Here is a 430-nt window from a genome sequence, read left to right on the forward strand (position 1 = left end):
AGGGCATTCTCGAACTTGGCAAGCTGCTGGATCGCAAGCCGCGCCAGTTGTCCGGTGGACAGCGCCAGCGCGTGGCCATGGGTCGCGCGATCGTGCGGGAGCCTGCCGTGTTCCTGTTTGACGAACCGCTGTCCAACCTCGATGCCAAGCTGCGGGTGCAGATGCGACTCGAGTTGAAAGAGTTGCATCGGCGCCTGCGCACGACGAGCCTGTATGTCACGCACGATCAGGTTGAAGCCATGACGCTGGCCGATCGCATGATGGTGCTCAATGCGGGGCGGGTCGAACAGATCGGCACGCCGCTGGAGGTGTACTCGCGCCCGGCCAGTACGTTCGTGGCTGGCTTCATCGGCTCTCCTCCGATGAACCTCGTGCCCGTGTCGCGCCAGGCAGGGGGGGGGCCGCAGATTCGCGTCGATGGCGCGAACCT

At 64.9% G+C, this 430-nt stretch carries 1 protein-coding gene; it reads left to right on the forward strand.

Going from position 1 to position 430, the window contains the following annotated elements; genetic code table 11:
* Positions 1-430 (forward strand): ATP-binding cassette domain-containing protein (locus M44_RS18865; RefSeq protein WP_010177143.1); only part of this gene is annotated, 430 nt, incomplete at both ends.

It is taken from the genome of Bacillus coahuilensis m4-4 (assembly GCF_000171615.1).
Lineage (GTDB): Bacteria > Bacillota > Bacilli > Bacillales > Bacillaceae_K > Bacillus_T > Bacillus_T coahuilensis.